Below are 21707 nucleotides of genomic sequence, written 5' to 3' on the forward strand. Positions count from 1 at the left end.
TATAGTAAATCAATTTCAATTTTCAATTAAAAATTTATTTAATAAAAAAAAAATAATTAAAAATAATTTTTACCCTTGAAAGTTTTCATAAACATCCCTATATTTAATATTAAAGATAAAACATTAAATTTTTATAAATAAAACATAAAATAACAATTAAACAGGATTATTCACAGGAGTATTATCATATGAAAATTCGTCCATTGCATGATCGTTTACTTGTAAAACGTCAAGAAGCAGAATCAAAATCTGCTGGTGGTATTGTTCTTACAGGTTCTGCTGCTGGAAAATCAAACCGAGGTACGGTTGTGGCAGTGGGTAACGGTCGTGTTCTAGATAATGGAGAAATTAAACCATTAGATGTTAAAATCGGAGATATTGTAATTTTTAATGAAGGTTATGGTGCAAAAACAGAAAAAATTGATAATGAAGAATTATTAATTTTAACTGAAAGTGACATTTTAGCAATTGTTGAATAGTAAACTATGCTATAAATCCATAAAAAAAATATATTTAAGGAAATGTCAAAATGGGCGCTAAAGATGTAAAATTTGGTAATGAAGCTCGAATTAAAATGCTTCGTGGAGTTAATGTATTAGCTGATGCAGTTAAAGTTACATTAGGTCCAAAAGGTAGAAATGTAGTTTTAGATAAATCTTTTGGAGCACCTAGTATTACTAAAGATGGTGTATCAGTAGCTCGTGAAATCGAATTAGAAGATAAATTCGAGAACATGGGAGCTCAAATGGTAAAAGAAGTTGCATCTAAAGCAAATGATGCAGCAGGAGATGGAACTACAACAGCAACATTATTAGCACAATCAATAGTCAATGAAGGTTTAAAAGCTGTGGCTGCTGGAATGAATCCTATGGATTTAAAACGAGGTATTGATAAAGCAGTGATTAGTGCTGTTGAAGAGCTAAAAAATTTATCTGTACCGTGTTCTGATTCTAAAGCAATTACACAAGTTGGTACTATTTCTGCTAATGCTGATGAAAAAGTAGGAGCTTTAATTGCAGAAGCTATGGAAAAAGTAGGAAATGATGGAGTTATTACAGTAGAAGAAGGAACAGGTTTACAAAATGAACTTGAAGTTGTTAAAGGTATGCAGTTTGATCGAGGTTATCTATCTCCTTATTTTATTAATAAACCAGAAACTGGAATCGTTGAATTAGAAAACCCATATATTTTAATGGCTGATAAAAAAATTTCTAATGTACGAGAAATGCTTCCAATATTAGAATCTGTTGCTAAATCTGGAAAACCATTATTAATAATTTCAGAAGATCTAGAAGGAGAAGCATTAGCTACTTTAGTAGTTAATTCTATGCGTGGTATCGTAAAAGTTGCTGCTGTTAAAGCTCCTGGATTTGGTGATAGAAGAAAATCGATGTTACAAGATATTTCGATTCTAACTGGAGGTTCTGTCATTTCAGAAGAACTGGCAATGGAATTAGAAAAAGCTACTTTAGAAGATTTAGGACAAGCAAAGCGTGTTGTAATTAATAAAGATACGACAACAATCATTGGTGGTATTGGAGAAAAACATGCTATCCAAAGTCGTATTAGTCAAATTCGACAAGAAATTCAAGAAGCTACTTCCGATTATGATAAAGAAAAGTTAAATGAGCGTTTAGCTAAATTATCTGGTGGTGTTGCAGTACTTAAAGTAGGAGCAGCAACAGAAGTAGAAATGAAAGAAAAGAAAGCTCGTGTTGAAGATGCGTTACATGCAACTCGTGCTGCTGTAGAAGAAGGTGTGGTTGCTGGCGGTGGTGTTGCATTAGTTCGTGTTGCAGGAAAAATATCTAGTTTACGCGGTCAAAACGAAGATCAAAATGTTGGAATTAGAGTTGCTTTACGTGCAATGGAAGCTCCTTTACGTCAAATTGTTTCAAATTCAGGTGAAGAACCTTCTGTAGTTACTAATAATGTTAAAGATGGAAAAGGTAACTATGGTTATAATGCTGCTACTGATCAATATGGAGATATGATTGATTTTGGAATATTAGATCCTACTAAAGTTACAAGATCTGCATTACAATACGCTGCATCTGTTGCTGGTTTAATGATTACTACAGAATGTATGGTTACAGATTTACCAAAAGATGAAAAATCTTCTGATGTAAGTGCATCTCCTGCTGGCGGAATGGGCGGAATGGGCGGAATGATGTAAAAATTTTTTAGTTAATCATTATTCAAATTAATTTAAAGATTTCTTTCCTCAGATATATTTTCTGAGGAAAGGATTTGTTGTTTATAAAATAAAAAATAAAAATTAAATTATTAGTTTTAAAGATATTAATAAATTTTAAATTAAAAAATTAATATAAGGTTTTTAATTTTCAAATCAATAGCTCATTTTCATTTTTAAAAATGAAACTCATTTGCTTAATAATTTTAAAAAATTTTTAGAATAGTTTTTTTAAACTTTTCTTAAGTATTTAATATTATGTACTAAAATTTTATTATTCACTAGAAATTAAATATTTAATATTATTTTTATAGAGGTTTTGATGAGAGTATATCAAAGTAATAATTTTCGTATTGGTCATAAAATTATTTTCGAAAAAGAACCGTATTTAATAGAGTCTAGTGAATTTGTAAAACCTGGAAAAGGTCAGGCTTTTGTTCGTGTTAAATTAAGAAGATTATTAACCAATCAACTAATAGAAAAAACTTTTAAATCAACTGATTCATTAGAAATAGCTGATATTTCAGAGTATAAATTATCTTATTTATATAATGATGGTAATTTTTGGTATTTTATTAATAATAATACTTTTGAAGATTTATCAGTAGAAAAAAAAATTATTGGTTTAAATAGAAAATGGTTATTAGAACAAGATACATGTATTATTACATTTTGGAATAATAAAGCAATTTCTGTTACACCTAATATTTTTGTAGAATTAAAAGTAGTAGATACAGAATCAACTTTAAAGGGTGATACTATTAATGCGAGCACTAAATTAGCAAAATTGAATACGGGGGCAATTGTTAAAGTTCCACTATTTGTACAAGTTGGATCTTTAATTAAAGTAGATACACGATCTGGTGAGTATGTAGCTAGAGTTAAATAAAATTTAATTAGTACTCATTACCTTTTACATATTGTCTATAGCTTTCCCATTCAAAAGTTAACCATAAACTATTTCCTAATCTCATTCTATCAATTACTCTTTCGCCTAATAAACTTTTCATACCTTTATGATCTAAGTTAGATAACATACCAGTAGATCGTTTTGATGATGATCGTCTATCAACTATTTGGTTAATAATGACTTTTTCATATCTAGATTCAGTTTGCATTCCAATTTCATCAATCATTAACAAATCAACACTACTTAGATTATGTAATAAGTTTTCTTCAGTAATATTACTGGTACCACTAAATGTGCCTTTCATATTAGACATTAAGTCTGCTACTGTTACAATTAAAATACTTTTTCCATGTAAAATTAAGTAGTTTCCTATAGCTGATGCTAAATGATTTTTACCTGTTCCAGGTCGCCCTGAAAAAATAAAACTTGCGATATTTTCATGAAATTCTTCAGCATAACGTTTTGCTGCTTTTAGTACCTTTCTTTGTCCTTCATGTTCAATTTTATAATTTTCAAAGGAACAATTCATATATAATTCACGAATTCCAGATCTCCCTAAAACTCTTTGCATTTTCATTGCTTTGTTTTCACGTAGTATTGATTCAGATGATATTCTACCTTGTTCCTGGTTCCAAGCTAATAAATCTTGATCATTTTTAAATTTAGGTTTTATGTTATTAGGCATAATTCGCTGAAGACGTTTAAAAAATTCGGTATAAAATGTCATTATTTACCTCTAAATCCATCAGGTATTTTTTGATCAGGTACTGGTATATAAGTAATATCCTTTTGTTTTTTAAGTAGATTAAAAGAACGAACTCTTTGTAAGCTTCTTGCTAGTTTTTGTTCCCATTGTACATGATAGAAAAAACAACCTTCAGCTTCCCAATAGGAAATAAAAGCGCTAAGTTCATATTTAGATGCTTCTTTTTCTAATATTATTCCCCATAATGCCGCTTTTCTAACAAAATCTTTATCAGGAGTCCATTTAGAATGCATAGAAAATTTTTGTTTTATTTTTTCTTCTTGTTTTGTGTTTTTGTTTTCAAAATTATATTCAAGATCAAATATTTTTTTTAACACTGATGGAGTTATAACATAGAATAGAATTTTTTTATTTTTTGATATTGATAAAGTTCCATTTTTCGTTGTTTTTATAATTTGCAAAGGATTTTTACAAAATAAATCTAGATTTATATTTTTGGAGACTAAAATTTTCATAAAAATTTTATCCTATTAAATTTATTAATATTTTAAGTTTTAGATTTTTTTATTTTAAAAATATAAAGATAGCATGCAATTTGATTAGTTACTTTTTTTTTATATAAATCGAAATTATGTGATATTATTAAAGGTTGATTTCTTTTTGTTTCTATATAAATTATTGATTTATTTTTTATCCATTTTTTTTTCTCTAACAAAATAATAGTTTTATCTATTAATTCTTCATTATATGGTGGATCTATAAATATTATATCATATGGTTTTTTTGGTTTTTTTAACCAATTTAAAGTATTTGTATGTATGATTTCTAGATTAGATATATTTAATTTTTTTATGTTATTTTTCAATGAAATTACATTTTTTTTTTCTATTTCTAATAAAGTAACAAATTTAGCATGTCGAGATATAGCTTCTAATCCTAATGCTCCGCTACCTGCAAAACAATCTAAACAACGAGAATTTTGAATATATTTAGAAAGCCAATTAAAAAGCGTTTCTCTTATTCGATTAGTTGTCGGACGTATATTTAAATTTTCTTTAAAAGATAATTTTCTTCCTTTTAACTTACCTGAAATAATATAAACTTGTCCTTTTTTTTTAAAAAAAGAATTGTACATTTTATTAGATTATCTATGTTAGTGATATAATTTATTTTATTATTAAATATAATTTAAATAAATATTTAATTTTGAATTTTTTACAATATAAAGTAAATAGTTTTTACTTTTTTAATTAAGGGGTCAGTTAAATGAATGATAACAAAAAAAATAATTTATTCTCTTGGATTAATTCAAAGATAATTAAAAGAAATAAAATTGATTTAAATAAATGTAAAATACAAAATAAAATAAATACTAAAGATTTTAAAAAATTAGATAATGAAAATAATATAAAAATGAATTTTTTTTTTAAATTAAAAGAAAGTTTAAAAAAAACTAAAAATTTTTTTGGTGATGGGATTAGTCGTATCTTTTCTTTAAAACATATAGATAATGCTTTGTTTGAAGAATTAGAAGATACTATGATTTTATCTGATATTGGTGTTAATACTACTGAAAAAATTATTCAAGGATTAATTAGTGATACTCATCGTCAAGTATTAAAAAATCCAAAAGAAGTTTATTTTCTTCTACAAGAAAGAATGCATTTAATTTTAAAAAAAGTAGAAAAACCTCTTTTAATTTCAAATCAAATTCCGTTTGTTATATTAGTAGTAGGTGTAAATGGTACAGGAAAAACTACAACTGCTTTAAAATTAGCAAAAAAATATAAGTTAGATAAAAAATCTGTTATGTTAGCAGCAGCAGATACATTTCGAGCAGCAGCAATAGAGCAATTACAAATATTAGGGAAAAAACATGATATTCCAGTTATAGCTCAAATTTCCGGAGCCGATCCAGCTGCAGTAGCATTTGATGCATTAAAATCTGCTATTTCGAAAAAAATAGATGTTTTAATAATTGATACAGCAGGAAGATTACATAATAAGCAACATTTATTAGAAGAATTAAAAAAAATAATTAGAGTTATGAAAAAGTTAAATGTATCTGCTCCACATGAAATAGTATTAGTAATTGATGCTTGTAATGGACAAAATACAATCAAACAAACTGAAATGTTTCATAAATCACTTAATTTAACTGGATTAATTATTACTAAATTAGATGGAACAGCAAAAGGAGGGGTAATTTTTGCATTATCAGATCAATTTTCTATTCCTATTCGTTATATTGGAACTGGTGAAAAGTCAACTGATTTGCTTGCTTTTAATAGTAGTGATTTTATTAATTCTATTTTTCATAATATAAAATAATTTTTTTATAAATTTTAAAGTATAAATAATTTATGTTGTTAATTTTATTCTAATACAAATACATTTAATATTTATATAAATTTTTGATTTTAAATTTTAACTAAAGTATGATAAAAATATCCCACATACTTATAATTAATTCAACATATTTCGTTCATGCTGGAATTAACATGACTAATAAAGTGCAGATTTTGTCTGTAACATCATTAGGTAACTTAGATGCTTATATTAGAATAGCTAATTTATGGCCTATGTTATCTATTGAAGAAGAAAAGTTATTGACTCATCGTTTACGTTACAATAGTGATTTAGATGCTGCTAAAACTTTAATTCTTTCTCATCTTCGATTTGTTATTCATATTTCACGTAATTATTCAGGATATGGTTTACTTCAAGCTGATTTAATACAAGAAGGAAATATAGGTTTAATGAAAGCAGTTCGAAGATTTAATCCTGAAATTGGAGTGCGTTTAGTTTCCTTTGCAGTTCATTGGATTAAATCCGAGATACATGAATATGTACTTAGAAATTGGAGAATTGTAAAAGTCGCCACTACAAAAGCTCAAAGAAAACTATTTTTTAATTTAAGAAAAAGTAAGAATAGACTAGGTTGGTTTAATAAAGAAGAAATTGAAATCGTTGCTCGAGAATTAGGGGTAAGTACAGCTGATGTTAGAGAAATGGAATCTCGTATGTCAGCTCAGGATGTAACTTTTAATTCATTTCCAGATGAAGATTTAAAAGATGGTAAAAATCATTTAAATATGCCTTATTTGCAAGATAAAACATCTGATTTTGCTAATGGATTTGAACGAGATAATTGGGATGAACATGCAACACATAAATTAAGTAATGCTTTGTTAGGTTTAGATAAACGTAGCCGTGATATTATTCAGTCTAGATGGCTTGATAACAATAAAAAAAATACTCTACAAGCATTGGCAAATAATTATGGAATTTCCGCAGAACGTGTACGACAATTAGAAAAAAATGCTATGAAGAAATTAAAAATAGCCATAGAAAATTAAATTAAAATGTAAAAATATTGTTAATTAAAATATACTTTTATATCATATAGAGTATGAGGCTATTGTATAGAACTAAAAACTCATACTCTTTTATATAAAATGAATATAAATTTTTATTCTACTGTTACAGATTTTGCAAGATTTCTTGGTTGATCTATATTTGTTCCTTTACTTAAAGCAATATAATATGCAAGTAACTGTAATGGAATTATATAAAAAATAGGTGCTATTATATCTTCCACATATGGAACTTTTAAAAGTGTGATATTGTTTTCTAAATTTATTTCTTCATCAGAAAAAATATAGATTAAACCACCTCTTGTACATATTTCTTGAATATTTTGTTTTGTTTTCTCAAGTAATGAGTTTTTTGGAGCTGTAATAATAATAGGTATATTTTTATCAATTAATGCAAGAGGTCCATGTTTTAATTCTCCAGATGGATAAGCTTCTGCATGGATATAAGAAATTTCTTTTAATTTTAACGCTCCTTCCATAGCTATAGGATATTGATCACCTCTTCCAAGAAATAATATATTTTTTTTATTATATAACTTTTTTGCTATATTTTGAATTTCTTTGTTTTTTTTTAAAACTTCTTCAATTCTATGTGGTAAAACAGTTAAAATTTTTACAATTTTTTTTTCAATATCATTTTCTTTTTTTTTGATACTAACTATTTTTGCTACTAACATTAACAAAACAGTTAGTTGTGTAGTAAATGATTTAGTAGAAGCGACTCCAATTTCAACTCCTGCTTTAGTTAATAAATAGTTATCGGATTCTTGTACTAAAGACGAACCTTTCATATTACATATAGTTAAATTGCCTAAATATCCTAATTTTTTAGAAATTCTTAATGCTGTTAAAGTATCTGCTGTTTCACCTGATTGAGATAAAGTAATAAAAAAACTTTTTTTTCTTACTGCTAATTTTCGAGAAGAAAATTCAGAAGCCACTTCTACATCACATGGAATATTAGCAAGTGATTCAAACCAATGCTTAGAGACCATTGCAGCATGATAAGAAGTTCCGCATGCAACTATTTGAATATGTTCTAAATGTAAAAAAATATTTTTTTCTTTTAATCCTAACTCTGAAAAATAAATAGTTGTATTGTCTTTTAAACGATTTTTTAGAGTATTTCGAATGGATTTTGGTTGTTCGTATATTTCTTTTTCCATATAATGTTTATATTTTCCTTTTTTTACACATTCATATTTGACATCAGACGTAATGATTTTTCTTTGAATTATAGAATTATTTTTATTAAAAATTTTAGTTTTTTCTGGTTTTACAATAGCAATATCTCCTTTTTTTAAATATATAAAACGTTTTGTAATATTTAATAATGCAATTTGGTCTGAAGCTATAAAATTTTCTCCTTTTCCTAAGCCAATAATCAATGGGCTTCCAGAACAAACGGCTATTAATTTTGATGGATTATGACTATCCATAATTACCATGCTATAATTTCCGTTTAATTTTATTAAACTATTATTTAGTACTTCTAGAAGAGATTTACCTGTTTTTTTTTGTTCCCAATGTAATAAATGTACAATAACTTCGGTATCTGTATCAGAATTAAATATATAACCTTGTTTTTTTAATAATGATCTAAGTTGTAAGCTGTTTTCAATAATACCATTATGAACAATAGCAATATGAGAGGAAATATGTGGATGTGTATTTTTTTCTGAAACTTTTCCGTGAGTTGCCCATCGTGTATGCGCAAGACCAATAGTTCCAAATAATTTTTTATTTTTTGTTTTTTCTATTAATTCATCTACTTTACCTACACATCTAACTCGATTAAAATCATTGTTTTTATTTACTATAGCCAAGCCAGAAGAATCGTATCCTCGATATTCTAATCGTTTAATACTTTTAAGAAGAAAATTAATTATATTGCGTTGTGTTACTGCAGCAACAATACCACACATATAGATTTACCCTTGTTTGATTATAAAATAATTTTTATTAATTTATGTGATTAATTAGTATTTTTTTTGTCATTTTTTTTAGTATAAATCCAGTTTTCTTTATGTTTTTGTTTTTTCTTGTTATAAACTAAACATGGTTTATCTACATTTTTTGTCACTGTAGTTCCTGCTGCGATAGTTGTATTTTTTGAAATTTTAACAGGAGCAATTAATTCGGTATTAGATCCTATAAAAACATTATCACCAATAATAGTTTTTAATTTTTCAAAACCGTCATAATTACATGTAATACTACCTGCACCCATATTTACTCGAGAACCAATCTCAGAATTTCCAACATAACTAAGATGTTTTATTTTTGATTTTTTGCCTATAATACTATCTTTAATTTCAACAAAGTTACCTATATGTGTTTCATTGTTTAATATAGTGTGGTTTCTTAAGTGAGAAAAAGGTCCTATTATGCAATTTTTTCCTATTTTAGCATTTTCTATAATTGTATATTCTTTAATTTGAGATTGATTGTTAATAAAACTATTTTTAATTATAGAACCTGCTCCGATTTTAACATTGTTTCCTAAAATTATATTGCCCTCTAATATAACATTTGTATCTATTTCTATATTTTTTCCATGTTTTAAAGTTCCTCTTAAGTTAAAATGATATGGATCTTTTAATTTTACACCAGCTATCATAAGATTATTGCTTATTTCTTGTTGAATGATTTTTTCTAAAATAGATAATTGTAATTGATTATTTATACCTAATATTTCTTTATAATGTACAGGTTCTACTGTTGAAATAGTTTTACCTTCTAAATAAGCTAAATAAACAATATCTGTAGCATAAAATTCTTGGTTAATGTTGTTTTGATTAATTTTTAATAACCATCTTTTTAAATCTTTTCCATTTGCTATAAATGTTCCCGAATATACTTCCTTAATCAATTTTTCTTCATTATTAGCGCATTTATCTTCTATAATGCTTATTACTTTTCCTTTTTTTCTAAAGACTCTTCCGTATCCTTCTGGTTTTTCTATGTTACTAGTTAATAAACTTAAATTTGATTTTTTTTTAGATTCTTGTAATTTTTTTATAGATTCTTTAGAAATAAATGGCATATCTCCATAAAGAACAATAATGTTTTCATTGTTTGAAAAATTTTTTGATGCTATAATTATAGCGTTCCCTGTTCCTTTTTGCTGTTTTTGAATTACCCATTCTACAGAAATATTTTGAGTTTTAGATAATATTTTTTTTATATTATCTGTGCAAACTAATATTATTTTTTTAGGTTTAATAGATTTTGCTGTATTTAAAACATATTCTAATATTGTTTTTCCACCTAATTTATGTAATACCTTTGGGCAATTAGATTTCATTCTACTACCTTTTCCAGCTGCTAATATAATGATAATTGTCTCAGTTTTTAACATATATATCCTTTTTTATATTTTGTATAAATACATGAACTTTTTAAATTATTTTATTTAAAATATTATTAAAGTTAAAAAATATAATAAGCAGTTAATAAATATAAATTGATTATTAAAGTATTTTTCAAGCATATTAAATATATTGTTTTATATATTAAGGTTTATTATGTATCGAATTATTACAGTAGATTTAGATGGTACTTTATTATCTCCAGAAAATAAAATAACAAAATATACAGAAAAAATCATAAAATTATTAATCAATAAAGGTTTGTATATTGTTTTCGCATCAGGTCGTCATCATATTGATATGATGCATATTCGAGATAATTTAAATATTAGAATTTTTATGATTACTTCTAATGGAGCTAAAGTTTATAATTTAGATAATAAGTTAATATTTGAAAATAATTTAGATGTAGACATTGCTTTTAAACTGATTTGTTTAAAATATTTAGATTCAGATATTATTACTCAAGTGTATCGAAATAATCAATGGTATATAAATAACAATAAAATTCAAAATAACTTTTGTCCAAGTTTATCATTACTTAAATACAAATATTTTCATCCAGATAAATTTAATTTTAAGAAAGTGAGTAAAGTTTTCTTTACAAGTAATAATTTTGAAAAATTATATAATCTTGAAAAATATATTATTACTTTGTTAGGCAATAAAGTGAATGTTAGTTTTTCGGTTCCAGGATGTTTAGAAGTTATATCTGGGAAAACATCGAAAGGTCATGGATTAAAATTAATATCTAATATTTTAGGTATTTCTTTAAAAGAATGTATTACTTTTGGTGATGGCATGAATGATTACGATATGTTAAGTATTTCAGGGAAACCATGTATTATGAAAAATGCTGATTCTCGTTTAAAAAATATTTTACCATACGCTGAAGTTATTGGTAATAATAAAGATGATAGTGTAGCAGCTTTTTTGGATAAAATGTTTATTACATAAAACTATTATTATATAAACGTTTTAATTTAAATTAATATTTGAAATTTTTAAAAAATCCAGGTTGTAGTATGTGACGAATAAATTTTAAATGAGTATTAGCATGTGAACATATAGAAAAAATAAAATTTTGTATAGCTAGTTCTTTTTGTTCGCCATTTCTTACAGCAGCATATAATCTTTTCCATACCCCTTGACCTAATTGTTTTGTCACAATTAAATTTTGTTTCTCAAAATTATCTACTACCCAATGTGGTAAAGCAGTAATACCCATTTTTGCTGATACCATTTGTATAAGAAGTGAGGTATTATTTACATTTTTAAATATTGGTATTATTCCTGCTGGTTTTAAAAAAAATTTCCATATGTCTAATCTATGACGTTCTATTGGATATGTCATTAATGTTTCAGATACTAAATCTTCTGGAATAATTGTTTTTTCTTTATGTGCTAAAGGATGACTGGGAGATAGAATTAATCGAACTTCAAAATCAAACATTGGTATATAAATTAAATCATTTTTAGGTAAAACTTCTGAAGTTAATACAATATCTAATTTTCCTTGTTGAAGGGATGGTTGCGGACTAAAAATCATATCAGAGTAAAAATCTATTTCTACTTTAGGCCAGTTTTTATGGAAAATTTTTAACGCTGGTGTTAACCAATGAATACAGCTATGACATTCGATGGCGAGCTTAATAACAGTATGATGAGTATATTTGCAGTTTTTTATTGCTTTATCTATCTTAGGTAACATCTCTTTAGATAGTTTTAGTAAAATTTTGCCTTGAATTGTAAATTTTACAGGATTAGTTTTTCGAATGAATAATTTGAAACCTAATCTTTTTTCTAGTGTATTAAATTGATGAGAAATGGCTGATTGTGTTTGATGCAATTGAATTGCAGCAGAGCTTAATGAACCACTATTTTTTAAGGCTTGTAAGGTTCGTAGATGTTTTATTTCGATCATGAGATTCCTTCATATCGAGAATTAAATATTTGCGCTTGCGTATTTTATTTAATACTAGAATTATAAGATATCTATTTTAAATAAATCAATTATTAAATTATTTTAAATAAATATTTATTAAATATTTATAAAAAAATTATAAGGGAAACAAATGGTTATTTCGAGTCATATACTTGGTTTTCCAAGAATAGGTATAAATCGAGAACTTAAAAGAGCTCAAGAATCTTATTGGTCTGGTAATATTAAACAATCAGATTTATTACTTATAGGAAAAAATTTAAGAAAAGATAATTGGAAAAAACAAAAGGATACTGGAATTCAATATATATCAGTTGGAGATTTTGCTTGGTACGATCATGTTTTAAGTACTAGTATGATGTTAGGAAATATACCAGAAAGACATAATGATATTAATGCTTCTATTGATTTGGATTGTTTATTTCGCATAGCTAGAGGATCTTATCCAGATATTTCTGCATCAGAAATGACTAAGTGGTTTAATACTAATTATCATTATATAGTTCCAGAGTTTAGTAAAAATAGAACATTAAAATTTTCTTGGAATCAACTTTTAGAAGAAATAGATGAGGCTTTATTATTAGGTTATAAAGTTAAACCTATTATTTTAGGTCCTATTACATACTTATGGTTAGGAAAAGTAAAAGAAAAATATTTCGATCGTTTAGACTTGCTTGATAGTATACTACCTATATATAAATATATTTTAAGTGAATTATCTGCAAGAAATATTGATTTTGTTCAAATAGATGAACCTGCTTTAGTTTTAGAACTTCCAGAAAAATGGAAAAAAGCTTATTCTTATGCTTATAAATATTTATATGGAAAAACTAAAATATTATTAACAACATATTTTGATAGTATTAATCATAATATAGAATTTATTCGTGATTTGCCTGTACATGGTATTCATATTGATTTAGTTTGTGGAAAATACAATATATTTGATTTTAATAATAAAATTCCTAAAGAATGGATGTTATCTTTAGGAGTTATTAATGGTCGAAATATTTGGAAGTCAGATCTTTTAAAATGGTTTAAAGTTCTTTCTAAAATTACTAAATTTCGTCAAAATTTATTAATTAGTTCATCTTGTTCATTATTACATTCTCCTATTGATTTAAATATAGAAAAACATTTAGATCCAGAAATTAAAAAATGGTTTGCTTTTGCTGTACAGAAATGTAGTGAATTAACGTTATTATTAAAAGCATTAAAAGATAATAATACTACTTTTATTGAACAATGGTCTGATCCACTTTATAAACGTAGTTCCTCTAAAAAAGTTCAGAAATTTGAAGTTCAACAACGTGTTTCTAAAATTTTAAATAATAATTTTCATCGAATTAGCAATTACGCTATCCGTGCTGAAGAACAGAAAAATAAATTTAACTTACCTATTTTACCTACAACTACTATTGGTTCTTTTCCTCAAACAATAGAAATAAGAAAGTTAAGAAGAGATTATAAAGCAAATTTAATAAATTTTGAAGAATATAAGAAAGGTATTAAACAACATATTAAAGAAGTAGTAAAAGTACAAGAAGAATTAGATATTGATGTGCTTGTACATGGAGAAGCTGAAAGAAATGATATGGTGGAATATTTTGGTGAATATTTAGATGGTTTTGTATTTACAGATAATGGATGGGTTCAAAGTTATGGTTCACGTTGTGTAAAACCACCTATTATTATTGGTGATATTAGCCGTCCAAAACCTATTACTATAGAATGGTTGAAATATGCTCAATCTTTAACAAAAAAACCAGTAAAAGGTATGTTAACAGGACCAGTTACGATTTTATTTTGGTCTTTTCCTAGAGAAGATATTTCATTGGAAATTATTTCTAAACAAATTGCACTAGCATTACAGGATGAAGTTTTAGACTTAGAAAAAGAAGGAATTGAAATTATTCAAATTGATGAGCCTGCATTACGAGAAGGTTTGCCTTTGAAAAAAAGTTTGTGGAATAATTATTTAACTTGGGCAGTGGACGCTTTTCGTTTAACTTGTTTTAATGTGAAAAATACTACACAAATTCATACACATATGTGTTATTGTGAATTTAATGATATTATGGATTCTATTGCTTTATTAGATGCTGATGTTATTACAATTGAAACAGCGCGTTCTGACATGGAATTATTAGAGTCGTTTAAAAATTTTAAATATCCAAATGAAGTTGGTCCAGGTGTATATGATATTCATTCTTCGAATATACCTAATATTAAAGCAATTGATATTTTATTAAAAAAAGCAATGAAGTATATACCATTAAATCGTATTTGGGTGAATCCAGATTGTGGTTTAAAAACAAGAAATTGGAAAGAAACAGTATCTGCATTAAAAAATATGGTAGAAGCTTCGAAAAAAATAAGAAATAAAATTAAAAAAAATATCTAATATAATACTATATTATTAAAAATATTTACTTAATAAAATATTAAATCATCTTTTAGATTATTTTATATAAATAAAAATCTAAATGATGATTTAAAAAATATAATAATTTTTTTGTTCATTTAAAATATTAAAGTTATATTTATATTGTTTTAATATCGTAAAAATTAATGTTTAAAATGACGTTTTTGAGTAAAAATCATTGCTATATTATATTGATTGGCACATTCTATTATTTCTTGATCACGAATTGAACCACCTGGTTGAATAATACAACTGATTCCAATAGAGGCGGCTGTTTCTATGCCATCTATAAAAGGAAAAAATGCATCAGATGCCATGGTGGCTCCTTTTGTATTAAATCCTCTATTTTTTGCCTTAAAATTTGCCAATTGAGTTGCATCTACTCTACTTGTTTGACCAGCTCCTATACTAATAGTTGTTTTTTTAAGACCATATAAAATTGCATTTGATTTAACATATTTTACTACTTTCCAACAAAATATAGCGTCTTTTAATTCTTCTTCATTAGGTAATCTTTTTGTAATAAAATTAAATTTTTTTATATTTATTTCATCATTATCATATTCTTGTAGCAGCAATCCGTTATTTATTCTTTTAAAATCTATTTTTTCATTATTTTTTTTAAATTTTCCAGTAATTAATATTCTTATGTTTTTTTTCTTTTTTAATATTTCTAAAGATGTATTGTTTATTTCAGGAGCAATAATTACTTCAATAAACTGTGTTTGAATAATTTCTTCAGCTGTTTTTATATCTATTATACAATTAAATGCAACTATTCCTCCAAATGCAGAAATAGGATCTGCTTTATAAGCAGATATATATGCTTGTAATAGAGATTTATTTTCAGAAACCCCACAAGGGTTACCGTGTTTAACAATAACACAAGCCGGTTGAGAAAATTGTTTAACACATTCTAAGGCTATATCTGCATCAGATATATTGTTGTAAGATAATTGTTTCCCGTGTATTTGATATGACGAACTAATTGTACCAGGATCTAAAAAATTTTCTTTTATATATAAAGCAGATTTTTGGTGTTGGTTTTCTCCGTATCTTAAATTTTGTTTTTTAATAAATTTTAATTTAACTTGATTTGGAAATAAATCATTTTTATATTTTGTGTTAAATTTATTTGCATTTATAAAATACTTTTCAATGTTTTGTTCATAACGTGAGGTGTATGAAAAAGCTTGACTTGCTAAATATAATCTTTTTTCTATACTGACATAGTTATTTTTTATTGAATTAAAAATTAATTTGAAATCAGAAAAATTTACTATAACTATAACATCTTTGTAATTTTTAGCCGCAGATCTAACTAATGTAGGGCCTCCAATATCAATGTTTTTAATCATTTCTTCTATATTATGTTTTTTTTCAATATTTATTTTATCAAATGGATAAAAATTAACAATAACTATATCAATTGGTAGTATATTGTGTAATTTCATAATTGTTTGGTCTTTTTTTCTTCTAGCTAAAATACCTGCTATTATTTTAGGATGCATAGTTTTCACACGACCATCCATTATTTCTGGAAAGTTGGTATATTCTGAAATTTCAACTACAGGTATATTATGATTTTTTAAATATTTTGCAGTTCCTCCTGTTGAAAATAAATTAATTTTTTTTTCTAATAAAACTTTTGATATCTCTAATAAATGTTCTTTATTAGATAAACTGACTAAAGCATTTTTTAATATATTATTTGATAACATAATTTTAGTTCTTTTGTATAAAAAAGTATTTTTAGTAAAATTTATTTAAAAATTTTTCAGATATTTAATTTCATAGGGGCATTTTGCCCCCTTGAAATTTTTAATGTAATGATTTTTTATTTAATTGCATTTTTTAATGTTTTTCCAGATATAAAACTAGGGACCTTTGTTGCGGGAATAATAATTTCTTTTCCTGTTTGTGGGTTTCTTCCTGTTCGAGAAGCTCTTAAATTTACTTTAAATGTACCAAATCCGACTATTTGTACGGATTCACCTTTTTTTAAAGAGTCGACAATAGTCGATAGTGTTGATTCTAAAGTAGATTTAACTTGTATTTTAGATAGATTAGATTTTTTAGAAATAATATTAATTAATTGAGTTTTATTCATTATCTTCCCTTTTTATTTAAAAAAATAATAATTAATTTAAATTATGTTGATGTGAATTTTAATAAAAGAACGTATTTTTTTTTTAATCAAAATAAATTATTTTTAATATAAATTTTATGTTTTTAAAAATTTTAAAAACATATTTAAGTTGATATTTTATATAATTTAAATTGAAATTTGATTGATATTATATTCTTTAAAATTAATTTAAGATAAAAAAAGATTAATTAAATGAATTAAATAAAATTAAGATATATAATATATCTAAAAAAAAATAAAAAGATAGTATAAATAAAGTATATATTGTTATTGTAATAAAAATTTATTTTTAATATTTTTATAAATTATTTAGGCTGCTTTTATAGAGCAGCCATGTTTTATTATATTTTACAAAAATTATATAGATATAGTTTCTATGTAAGAGTAGAGTTTAATAACTCAGATAAACTTGCAGATGCTTCTTCTGCGCTAACTTGTGAAGATGAATTATTATTGCTATTATTTAATGTATGATTATTATTTGTAGTTTTACGACGATTTAATCGTTCTTTATGATATGCATATCCAGTACCTGCTGGAATTAAACGACCAACAATGACATTTTCTTTTAATCCTCGTAGTTCGTCTTTTTTTCCCGCTACTGCTGATTCTGTTAAGACTCTAGTTGTTTCTTGAAAAGATGCAGCAGATATAAATGATTCAGTTGCTAACGATGCTTTAGTAATTCCTAATAAATCTCTTGAAAAAGTAGCTGGCATTTTATTTTTTTTATTTAATATACGATTTGAAATTTTTATTCTTGAAAATTCAACTTGTTCTCCATCTAAAAAATCTGAATTTCCCGATTTAATTATTGTTGCTTTTCTAAGCATCTGTCTAACGATAACTTCAATATGTTTATCATTAATTTTTACACCTTGTAAACGATATACTTCTTGTACTTCATTGACTATATATTTAGTTACAGCTTGTACACCTCGTAAACGAAGAATATCATGTGGTGATTCTGGACCATCAGAGATAACATCGCCTCGTTCGACTCGTTCACCTTCGAAGACATTTAACTGTCTCCATTTTGGAATCATTTCTTCATATGAATCATTGCCATCTACTGGAGTAATAATTAATCTTCTTTTCCCTTTTGTTTCCTTTCCAAATGAAACAATCCCACTAATTTCAGCTAAAATAGCTAGTTCTTTTGGACGTCTTGCTTCAAATAAATCTGCGACTCTTGGCAATCCTCCAGTGATATCTTTAGTTCCTCCTGATTCTTGAGGTACTCTTGCTAAAGTATCACCTGAACTGATTTTAACACCATCATTTAATTGTACGATTGCTTTTCCAGGTAAAAAATATTGAGCAGGCATTTCTGTTCCTGAAATAAGTACATCGTTTCCTTTTTCATCAATAATTTTTAATGAAGGTCTCAAATCTTTACCAATAGTCATTCTTTCAGCTGTGTCTAAAACTACTATTGAAGATAATCCGGTTAACTCATCTGCTTGTCTTGTAATACTTTGACCATCTATCATATCTACAAAACGAACAAATCCATTTACTTCTGTAATTACTGGTATAGTATGTGGATCCCATTTCGCTATAGTTTCTCCAGAAGTAACTTCTTCTCCATTTTTTTTAGCCATTATAGATCCGTAAGGTATTTTATAGCTTTCTTTTGTTCTTCCAAATTTATCAATAATATTTAATTCTACATTTCTTGATGTTATAACTATTTTCCCTGAAGAATTAGTTACAGACTTTGCATTATTAAGATTTATAATGCCTTTATTTTTAATTTGTATACTAGATTCAGTTGCTGCTCTTGATGCAGCTCCTCCAATATGAAAAGTCCTCATAGTTAACTGAGTACCAGGTTCTCCTATAGATTGAGCAGCAATTACTCCTATTGCCTCTCCTTTATTAACTAAATTACCTCTTGCTAAATCTCGACCATAACAGTATGCACATACACCAAAATCGGTATCACAATTAACTACTGATCTTACTTTGATAGTATCAATAGAATTTTTTTCTAATAGATCACACCATTTTTCGTTTAATAATGTATTTCGTTCAATTAGTATTTTTTTAGTATTAGGATGTAATATGTTTTCTGCAGTTACTCGACCCAAAACTCTTTCACGTAATGCTTCCTTAACATCTCCACCTTCGATTAATGGAGTCATTATAATTCCTTCATGTGTCCCACAATCTTTTTTTGTAACAACTAAATCTTGTGCTACATCTACAAGACGACGGGTTAAATAACCAGAATTAGCAGTTTTTAATGCTGTATCAGCTAATCCTTTTCGAGCTCCATGAGTGGAAATAAAATATTGTAATACATTCAAACCTTCTCTAAAGTTTGCTGTAATTGGAGTTTCAATAATAGAACCGTCAGGCTTAGCCATTAAACCACGCATTCCAGCTAATTGACGAATTTGAGCTGCAGATCCTCTTGCTCCTGAATCAGCCATCATAAATATACTGTTAAAAGAAATTTGTTTTTTTAATTTTCCTTTTTTATTTAAAACTAATTCTGTAGATAAATTTTCCATCATTGCTTTTGCTACTCTTTCATTTGCTGCAGCCCAAATATCAATAACTTTATTATATCTTTCTCCTGCTGTAACTAAACCAGATTGAAATTGTTCTTGTATTTCAGCAACTTCAATTTCTGCTTCATAAATAATATTTGATTTTTTTTCTGGTATAACCATATCATTAATACCGACAGATGCTCCTGATCTTGCTGCATAAGCAAAACCAGTATACATAATTTGATCGGCAAAAGTAACAGTAGGTTTTAAGCCTAAAATTCGATAACATATATTTAACATTTTAGAAATATCTTTTTTGCCTAAAGTTTGATTAACCATACTAAATGGTAAACCTTTAGGAACAATCATCCATAAAATTGCTCTTCCTATAGTAGTATTAACTATTTTTTTTACAGGGATTAACTCGTTATTTTCATTTTTTTGATATTCTATTATTCTTATTTTAATTAAAGAATGTAGTTCAGCAATACCTAAATGATATATTTTTTCTGCTTCATGAGAACCATTTAAAAACATACCTTCTCCTTTACCATTTATTTTTTCTCGAGTCATGTAATACAACCCTAAAACTACATCCTGAGAAGGTACGATAATTGGTTCTCCATTAGCTGGTGATAAAATATTATTTGTAGACATCATTAACGCTCGAGCTTCTAATTGAGCTTCTAGTGTTAATGGAACGTGAACAGCCATTTGATCACCATCAAAATCAGCGTTATAAGCAGCACAAACCAATGGATGTAATTGAATTGCTTTTCCTTCTATTAAAACAGGTTCAAATGCTTGAATACCTAATCTATGTAACGTTGGTGCTCGATTTAATAATACTGGATGTTCTCGAATTACTTCATCCAATATATCCCAAACTACAGATTCTTCTCTTTCTACCATTTTTTTTGCAGCTTTTATGGTGGTTGCTAAACCTCGTACTTCTAATTTTCCGTATATAAATGGTTTAAAAAGTTCTAAAGCCATTTTTTTAGGCAAACCACATTGATGTAGTCGTAGATAAGGGCCAACAGTAATAACTGACCTGCCTGAGTAATCTACACGTTTTCCAAGTAAATTTTGACGAAATCTACCTTGTTTGCCTTTGATCATATCAGCTAAAGATTTAAGAGGTCTTTTATTAGATCCTGTAATAGCTCTTCCTCTTCTTCCATTATCTAGGAGTGCATCTACTGCTTCTTGTAACATTCTTTTTTCATTTCGAACAATAATATCAGGAGCAGCTAAATCTAATAGTCTTTTTAATCGATTATTTCTATTAATAACTCTTCGATATAAATCATTTAGATCAGATGTTGCAAATCTACCACCATCTAACGGTACTAATGGTCTTAAATCAGGAGGTAGTACTGGTAAAACAGTAAGAATCATCCACTCTGGTTTATTATTAGATTGTAGAAATGATTCGATTAGTTTAATTCTTTTTGTTAATTTTTTTCGTTTTGTTTCAGAATTTGTTTCATTTAATTCTATTCTTAAGTTTTCACATTCTTTTATTAAATGCATATTTTTTAGTAATAATTGGATTGCTTCTGCACCCATTGTTGCATGAAATTCATCTCCAAATTCTTCTAATGCATCTAAATATTGTTCTTCTGTTAAAATTTGATTTTTTTCAAGATGAGTCATACCTGGATTAATAACAACATAGGATTCAAAATAGAGTACTCTTTCAATATCTCTTAATGGCATATCTAATAATAAACCTATACGTGATGGTAATGACTTTAAAAACCAAATATGAGCTGTAGGAGATGAAAGTTCTATATGACCCATTCGTTCACGTCTTACTTTACTTTGTGTAACTTCAACACCGCATTTTTCACAAATAACACCTCGATGTTTTAATCTTTTATACTTTCCGCATAGACATTCATAATCTTTAACTGGACCAAAAATACGTGCACAAAACAATCCGTCTCTTTCTGGTTTAAATGTACGATAGTTAATCGTTTCTGGTTTTTTAACTTCACCGAATGACCAAGATCTAATTACATCTGGTGATGCTAATGAAATTTTGATAGCATCAAAATCTTCGGTTTTAGTTTGGGCTTTTAAAAATTTTAGTAAATCTTTCACGCATGAGCTCTCATTGGAGTGAA

General features: G+C 26.4%; 16 protein-coding genes. 7 read left to right on the plus strand and 9 right to left on the minus strand.

Features of this window, described 5'->3' with window-relative positions:
• The first annotated feature begins 188 nt into the window (after nt 1-188).
• The 3 genes from FQV33_RS02140 (at nt 189) to efp (ending at nt 3083) form a co-directional block, all read left to right on the plus strand.
• On the plus strand, nt 189-479 hold the full coding sequence (locus tag FQV33_RS02140; protein WP_158348174.1) for a co-chaperone GroES: 291 nt from the start codon (nt 189-191) through the stop codon (nt 477-479).
• A gap of 50 nt (nt 480-529) precedes the next feature.
• Entirely contained in the window at nt 530-2176 is a 1647-nt protein-coding gene (groL, locus tag FQV33_RS02145; protein WP_158348176.1) for a chaperonin GroEL, read from the plus strand.
• Nucleotides 2177-2516: 340 nt separating this feature from the next.
• Nucleotides 2517-3083: an elongation factor P gene (gene efp, locus FQV33_RS02150; protein WP_158348178.1), complete on the plus strand. Its 567-nt coding sequence runs from the start codon at nt 2517-2519 to the stop codon at nt 3081-3083.
• A gap of 7 nt (nt 3084-3090) precedes the next feature.
• On the opposite strand, the gene dnaC is transcribed toward efp, so the two are convergent.
• Genes dnaC through rsmD form a run of 3 tightly spaced genes read right to left on the minus strand, consistent with a single transcriptional unit; the run spans nt 3091 to nt 4945 of the window.
• Nucleotides 3091-3831 carry a DNA replication protein DnaC gene (gene dnaC, locus FQV33_RS02155; RefSeq protein ID WP_158348180.1) on the minus strand — a complete coding sequence of 247 codons (741 nt, stop codon included), beginning with the start codon at nt 3829-3831 and terminating at the stop codon, nt 3091-3093.
• The gene (locus FQV33_RS02160; RefSeq protein WP_158348182.1) at nt 3831-4325 is read right to left on the minus strand and encodes a DnaT-like ssDNA-binding domain-containing protein; all 495 of its coding nucleotides are present in this window, start codon (nt 4323-4325) and stop codon (nt 3831-3833) included. The genes dnaC and FQV33_RS02160 overlap by 1 nt, the downstream gene beginning before the upstream one ends.
• A 32-nt stretch (nt 4326-4357) precedes the next feature.
• The gene (rsmD, locus tag FQV33_RS02165) at nt 4358-4945 is read right to left on the minus strand and encodes a 16S rRNA (guanine(966)-N(2))-methyltransferase RsmD (protein ID WP_158348184.1); all 588 of its coding nucleotides are present in this window, start codon (nt 4943-4945) and stop codon (nt 4358-4360) included.
• Between the two features lie 131 nt (nt 4946-5076).
• Between rsmD and ftsY the strand changes: the two genes are divergently transcribed.
• A complete protein-coding gene (gene ftsY / locus FQV33_RS02170; RefSeq protein ID WP_158348186.1) occupies nt 5077-6141 on the plus strand; it encodes a signal recognition particle-docking protein FtsY in 1065 nt (354 codons plus the stop codon).
• Between the two features lie 170 nt (nt 6142-6311).
• Nucleotides 6312-7169, plus strand: coding sequence for an RNA polymerase sigma factor RpoH (gene rpoH, locus FQV33_RS02175; RefSeq protein WP_158348188.1), 858 nt, complete (start codon nt 6312-6314; stop codon nt 7167-7169).
• 113 nt (nt 7170-7282) lie between these two features.
• Here rpoH and glmS read toward each other — a convergent pair whose 3' ends face one another.
• Nucleotides 7283-9112: a glutamine--fructose-6-phosphate transaminase (isomerizing) gene (gene glmS / locus FQV33_RS02180; protein WP_158348190.1), complete on the minus strand. Its 1830-nt coding sequence runs from the start codon at nt 9110-9112 to the stop codon at nt 7283-7285.
• Between the two features lie 50 nt (nt 9113-9162).
• The gene (gene glmU / locus FQV33_RS02185; protein WP_158348192.1) at nt 9163-10548 is read right to left on the minus strand and encodes a bifunctional UDP-N-acetylglucosamine diphosphorylase/glucosamine-1-phosphate N-acetyltransferase GlmU; all 1386 of its coding nucleotides are present in this window, start codon (nt 10546-10548) and stop codon (nt 9163-9165) included.
• A 166-nt stretch (nt 10549-10714) separates the two neighbouring features.
• Between glmU and FQV33_RS02190 the strand changes: the two genes are divergently transcribed.
• Nucleotides 10715-11515, plus strand: a complete 801-nt coding sequence (locus FQV33_RS02190) for a Cof-type HAD-IIB family hydrolase (RefSeq protein WP_158348194.1) — start codon at nt 10715-10717, stop codon at nt 11513-11515.
• 31 nt (nt 11516-11546) lie between these two features.
• Here the strand turns inward: FQV33_RS02190 and metR are convergent, their stop codons facing one another.
• Nucleotides 11547-12482, minus strand: coding sequence for an HTH-type transcriptional regulator MetR (gene metR / locus FQV33_RS02195; protein WP_158348196.1), 936 nt, complete (start codon nt 12480-12482; stop codon nt 11547-11549).
• A 151-nt stretch (nt 12483-12633) separates the two neighbouring features.
• Here metR and metE point away from each other — a divergent pair, with 151 nt between their 5' ends.
• Entirely contained in the window at nt 12634-14904 is a 2271-nt protein-coding gene (gene metE, locus FQV33_RS02200) for a 5-methyltetrahydropteroyltriglutamate--homocysteine S-methyltransferase (RefSeq protein WP_158348198.1), read from the plus strand.
• Between the two features lie 164 nt (nt 14905-15068).
• Here metE and purH read toward each other — a convergent pair whose 3' ends face one another.
• The 3 genes from purH to rpoC form a co-directional block, all read right to left on the minus strand.
• On the minus strand, nt 15069-16646 hold the full coding sequence (gene purH, locus FQV33_RS02205; protein WP_158348200.1) for a bifunctional phosphoribosylaminoimidazolecarboxamide formyltransferase/IMP cyclohydrolase: 1578 nt from the start codon (nt 16644-16646) through the stop codon (nt 15069-15071).
• A gap of 116 nt (nt 16647-16762) precedes the next feature.
• Nucleotides 16763-17035, minus strand: coding sequence for an HU family DNA-binding protein (locus tag FQV33_RS02210; RefSeq protein WP_158348202.1), 273 nt, complete (start codon nt 17033-17035; stop codon nt 16763-16765).
• Between the two features lie 413 nt (nt 17036-17448).
• The gene (gene rpoC, locus FQV33_RS02215; protein ID WP_158348204.1) at nt 17449-21684 is read right to left on the minus strand and encodes a DNA-directed RNA polymerase subunit beta'; all 4236 of its coding nucleotides are present in this window, start codon (nt 21682-21684) and stop codon (nt 17449-17451) included.
• Nucleotides 21685-21707: the final 23 nt, after the last annotated feature.

The organism is Buchnera aphidicola (Aphis fabae), assembly GCF_009069125.1.
GTDB classification, from domain to species: domain Bacteria; phylum Pseudomonadota; class Gammaproteobacteria; order Enterobacterales; family Enterobacteriaceae; genus Buchnera; species Buchnera aphidicola_BB.

Excerpts from the sequence above, each read along its gene's own strand:
- rsmD (WP_158348184.1), bottom strand. The coding sequence starts at position 4,945 with ATGTACAATTCTTTTTTTAAAAAAAAAGGACAAGTTTATATTATTTCA.
- metR (WP_158348196.1), bottom strand. The coding sequence starts at position 12,482 with ATGATCGAAATAAAACATCTACGAACCTTACAAGCCTTAAAAAATAGT.
- dnaC (WP_158348180.1), bottom strand. The coding sequence starts at position 3,831 with ATGACATTTTATACCGAATTTTTTAAACGTCTTCAGCGAATTATGCCT.
- FQV33_RS02190 (WP_158348194.1), top strand. The coding sequence starts at position 10,715 with ATGTATCGAATTATTACAGTAGATTTAGATGGTACTTTATTATCTCCA.
- FQV33_RS02210 (WP_158348202.1), bottom strand. The coding sequence starts at position 17,035 with ATGAATAAAACTCAATTAATTAATATTATTTCTAAAAAATCTAATCTA.
- ftsY (WP_158348186.1), top strand. The coding sequence starts at position 5,077 with ATGAATGATAACAAAAAAAATAATTTATTCTCTTGGATTAATTCAAAG.
- efp (WP_158348178.1), top strand. The coding sequence starts at position 2,517 with ATGAGAGTATATCAAAGTAATAATTTTCGTATTGGTCATAAAATTATT.
- FQV33_RS02160 (WP_158348182.1), bottom strand. The coding sequence starts at position 4,325 with ATGAAAATTTTAGTCTCCAAAAATATAAATCTAGATTTATTTTGTAAA.
- metE (WP_158348198.1), top strand. The coding sequence starts at position 12,634 with ATGGTTATTTCGAGTCATATACTTGGTTTTCCAAGAATAGGTATAAAT.
- rpoH (WP_158348188.1), top strand. The coding sequence starts at position 6,312 with ATGACTAATAAAGTGCAGATTTTGTCTGTAACATCATTAGGTAACTTA.
- glmU (WP_158348192.1), bottom strand. The coding sequence starts at position 10,548 with ATGTTAAAAACTGAGACAATTATCATTATATTAGCAGCTGGAAAAGGT.
- purH (WP_158348200.1), bottom strand. The coding sequence starts at position 16,646 with ATGTTATCAAATAATATATTAAAAAATGCTTTAGTCAGTTTATCTAAT.
- groL (WP_158348176.1), top strand. The coding sequence starts at position 530 with ATGGGCGCTAAAGATGTAAAATTTGGTAATGAAGCTCGAATTAAAATG.
- glmS (WP_158348190.1), bottom strand. The coding sequence starts at position 9,112 with ATGTGTGGTATTGTTGCTGCAGTAACACAACGCAATATAATTAATTTT.
- FQV33_RS02140 (WP_158348174.1), top strand. The coding sequence starts at position 189 with ATGAAAATTCGTCCATTGCATGATCGTTTACTTGTAAAACGTCAAGAA.